This window comes from Azohydromonas lata (assembly GCF_034427735.1).
Taxonomy (GTDB): domain Bacteria; phylum Pseudomonadota; class Gammaproteobacteria; order Burkholderiales; family Burkholderiaceae_C; genus Azohydromonas; species Azohydromonas lata.
On sequence record NZ_JAXOJX010000152.1, the window covers coordinates 1 to 3,509 of the forward strand.

Sequence of the window (3,509 nt, forward strand, 5' to 3'; positions counted from 1 at the left end):
CCGCCGCCGAGGCCGGCCCGCTGGTGCGCGTGGAAGGCCACCAGCCCGGCGCCGACGTGCGCCCGCTGCGGGCGGGCGAGGCGGACGAACCCTCGCTGCCCCAGCGCCAGCGCGCCGGTGCGCTGCACGAGGAAGCGCAGCGCACGCAGGCCCAGGCCGAGGAGCGGCTGGCGCGCGCCGTGCAGCGCGACGCCGAGGCCGACCTCGCCGACAGCCACAACCCGCGCCGCGCCCGCCGGCTGCGCCAGGAAGCCAACGAGCTACTGGCCGAAGCCGCGGCGCTGGAAACGCAGGCCGGGCGGCTGCGCGCCGAGGCCGAGGCCTTCGCCAGCGGCCGCCGCTCCGCCACCGCCGACCTGCCCGGCCCCGAGGACGTGGACGCCCTGTTCGCCCGCCTGGAGGCCGAGGGCCCGGGCCTGGTGCAGGTGCCGCTGTCCGACGTGGAGCGCAACCCCGCGCTGCTGCCGCGGCTGCTGCGCCCCCTGCTGGAAGGCGAAGGCGGGGGCCGCCTGGTGTTCCGCGTGGAAAGCGAGCGCAGCCGCAAGCTGGTGCGGGTGGACGCGCAGGGCAACGTCACGGTGGAAGGCGGCGCCTCGGCGCACCTGAACTTCGGCTCCTTCGAGCGCGCGGTGGAGTTCGTCCTCAACAACAGCGAGGGCCAGGCGCGCATCTTCTCCTTCGAGGTGGACGAGGCCTGGGTGCGCGCCGTGCGCTCGGCCGGCATGCCGGAGCACGGCACGGGCGATCTGCATGGCCAGCCCCGCGTGGTGGACGTGCGCTTTGCCGACGACCAGCTCGAAATCCCCGCGCCGCTCATCGGCGAGCTCAACCGCTTCATCGTCCCGGGCAGCGGCCGGGTGCACGAGATCCCGCGGCCCGGCGCGCCCTCCGGCGGCAGCGGCGGCCAAGGCGGCGGCGGGGGCGATGGCGGGCCTGCGCCGGCCACGGCGGAGGAAGCGCATGCGGCGCGGCTGCTGCGAGGCGAGGGCGAGGCGGGTGCCGCGGCGCCGGCCCAGCCAGCCGGCGCCGACGAGGCGACCGCCCCAGCGCGCTCCAGTCCTGCGGCCGAAGCGGCCGCGCCGCGTGCGACGGAAACAGGGCCCTCCACCACGGCGGCGGCCGTGCCGGGCAGCGATTTCCACGGCGAGGGCAAGGCGGGCGTGGTCACCCGCGGCCGCAACGCGGCCAGCGCCACGCCCGAGGCGCTGCAGCGGCTGCAGGGGCCGAGCGGGCAGTTCGAAGGCCTGCTGCGGCCGGGCAAGCGCGACCCCTCCAAGCTGCTGCTGTCCCGGCACGGCGGCGGCGAGCTGGAAGTGGAGGTGCGGGTGGGCACGGTCTCGCGCGCCAGCGGCGACCCCGCCGGCCCGCTGCCCGTGGCCTCCTACGAGAAGAACGGCGACCGGGTGGTGATCACCGTGTCAGGGAAAGCCTCGCCTGCGCAGGTGCAGCGCGCGCTGGCGCACGAGTTGGGCGAGCTGCGCTTCGTCAGCCACGACCGCAGCGACCTGCTCCAGCCCGGCGTGCATCCGGACACGCTGCCCGCCGCCGCCCAGGGCGCGCTCTCGCGCCACGACCGCGGCCGCATGGCCGAGGTGGAACACCTGGCGCGCGAGATCGACGCCGCGCGCGCCCGCGGCGACCACCGCGCCGCGGCGCAGTTGCAGGACGAGGCCGGGCGCCTGGTGGCCCACATGGGCCTGGTGCACGGCGGCGGGGCGGCCGACGCGCGGCGCGCGCTGGCGCTGTCGGCGCTGGAGCCCGGCTCGGCCGGCCAGCGCCTGCTGGGCGACATGGTGCAGGCCGCGCGCGTGAACCCCATGCTGGAAGCGCCCCTGGGCAGCCTGGACGACCTCTCGCTGCTGGCGCGGCAGTCGGCCTACCAGCAGGGCCTGGGCCTGGGCGACCAGCGCCAGGTGCGCGCGGCCGCCGCCCGCGTGGTGGAAGAGGGTTTGGTGCGCGGCGGCGGCCGCAGCGTGGACGCGGAAGCCCTCGCCCAAGCGCGCGAGCGGTTGCCGGACGAGACCTCGCGCGCGCTGCTTGACCGCGCCGTGGAGCACGCCCGCCTCAACGGCCGCGACGTGGAGCGCGACCTGGCCCAGGCCGCCACGGCGCGCCCCGATCCGCTGCAGCAGGAGCTGGCACGCCAGCGCTTTGGCGACCACCCCAACTTCCAGGACTTCGCCGAGTTCAAGGCCCGCTACCTCAAGACCCACCCGTCGCTGGACGGCGGCGACGCCGCCTTGCAGCAGCGGCTGTTCCAGGTGTGGGCCGGCGGCGCCTTCGTCACCGCCCAGGGCGGCATACGCGGCATCGCCGTGGGCGCCATCCGCGCCGTGCCCACCGACGTGAACACCCACGGCCTGAGCCTGGCCGGCGACGCGGCGCAGGTGCAGCGGGCCGCCGACCAGGCCCACGCCATGGACACCCTGGAGCGCACGCTGCAGGAGATGGCCGGCAAGGGCCCCGCCAGCGGGCGCACGCCGGAGCAGATGGCGCAGGACCTCTACGACGCGCGCATCGCCGTGCGCGACCTGGGCGAAGCGCTGGGCGAAAGCGCGGCCGGGCACTTCGCGCAGCAGCACCTCAACCTCAACACGCCGCCGCTGCCGTGCTCGCGCAAGGGCGCGGGCGTGCCGGACCTAGCCTACCGCGCACCTGACGGGCGCTTGGTCCTGATCGAAGCCAAGGGCCCGCAAGCCGGGCTCCAATTCCGGCGTACCGCCGACGGCCGGCTGGCCGAGCAGGGCACGCCGCAATACCTGGAGAGCCTGGCGCGCGACATGATGCGGCCCACCAGCCCGGCCGACGTGCAGGCGCTGGGCCATCAGATCCTGGTCGCCCTGCGCACGTCGCCGCCCAACATCGACTACTACGTGGTGCGCCAGCCGCTGGACAAGCAGCAGCGGCCCACGGCGCTGGAGGCGCAGAAGTTCGACTTGGGCAGCGGCCGCGCCACGCCCAACCCGACGACCGCGGCCACTACGGCCTCGCCCGCCACCATCCCCACGCCCTGACATGCCTGACGCCGTTGAACCTTCTCCCCGCGACGCGGGGCTGTGGCGCGAGCACGCGCGGCTGCTGGCTTGGGCCGGCGAGCTGCGCGAGACCGTGCTGGCCGCGCGCCACGATGACGACGCGGCCCAGCTCCTGGTGGTGGCCGCCGAGCGCGCCGCGCTGGCCTCGCTGGACGGCACAGCCGAGGCCCGCGCGCTGGCGTGGGACGCGCTGCGCGAGGGCGCGGTGTGCGGCGCCGCGGCGGCGCTGTGCACCTCGCGCACCGAGGGCGTGGCGCTGGTGCGGCTGGCCGACGGGCGCTCGCGCGCCTTTGCCGTGGGCGGACACGCCGGCATGAGCGCACCGCGCTGGGCGCTGGCCGCGGCGCTGGCGAGCTGCTGCGACGACGGCGAAGCCCAGCGTGTGCTCACCCACCCGCGCGCCGTGCTGGCCTGCCAGGAGTCGGCGGAGGTGGCGGACGCGTTCTGGACGCCCTATTGCGTCGCCCTGGCCGC

1 protein-coding gene and 1 pseudogene are annotated in these 3,509 nt (G+C 76.6%); both read left to right on the forward strand.

Annotated features, from left to right (window positions below):
- Window positions 1-3,014, forward strand: a pseudogene (locus tag SM757_RS34610) (hypothetical protein); the annotation flags it as partial.
- A 1-nt stretch (window position 3,015) separates the two neighbouring features.
- On the forward strand, window positions 3,016-3,509 hold a 494-nt coding region (locus tag SM757_RS34615; RefSeq protein ID WP_322468810.1), incomplete at its 3' end, for a hypothetical protein.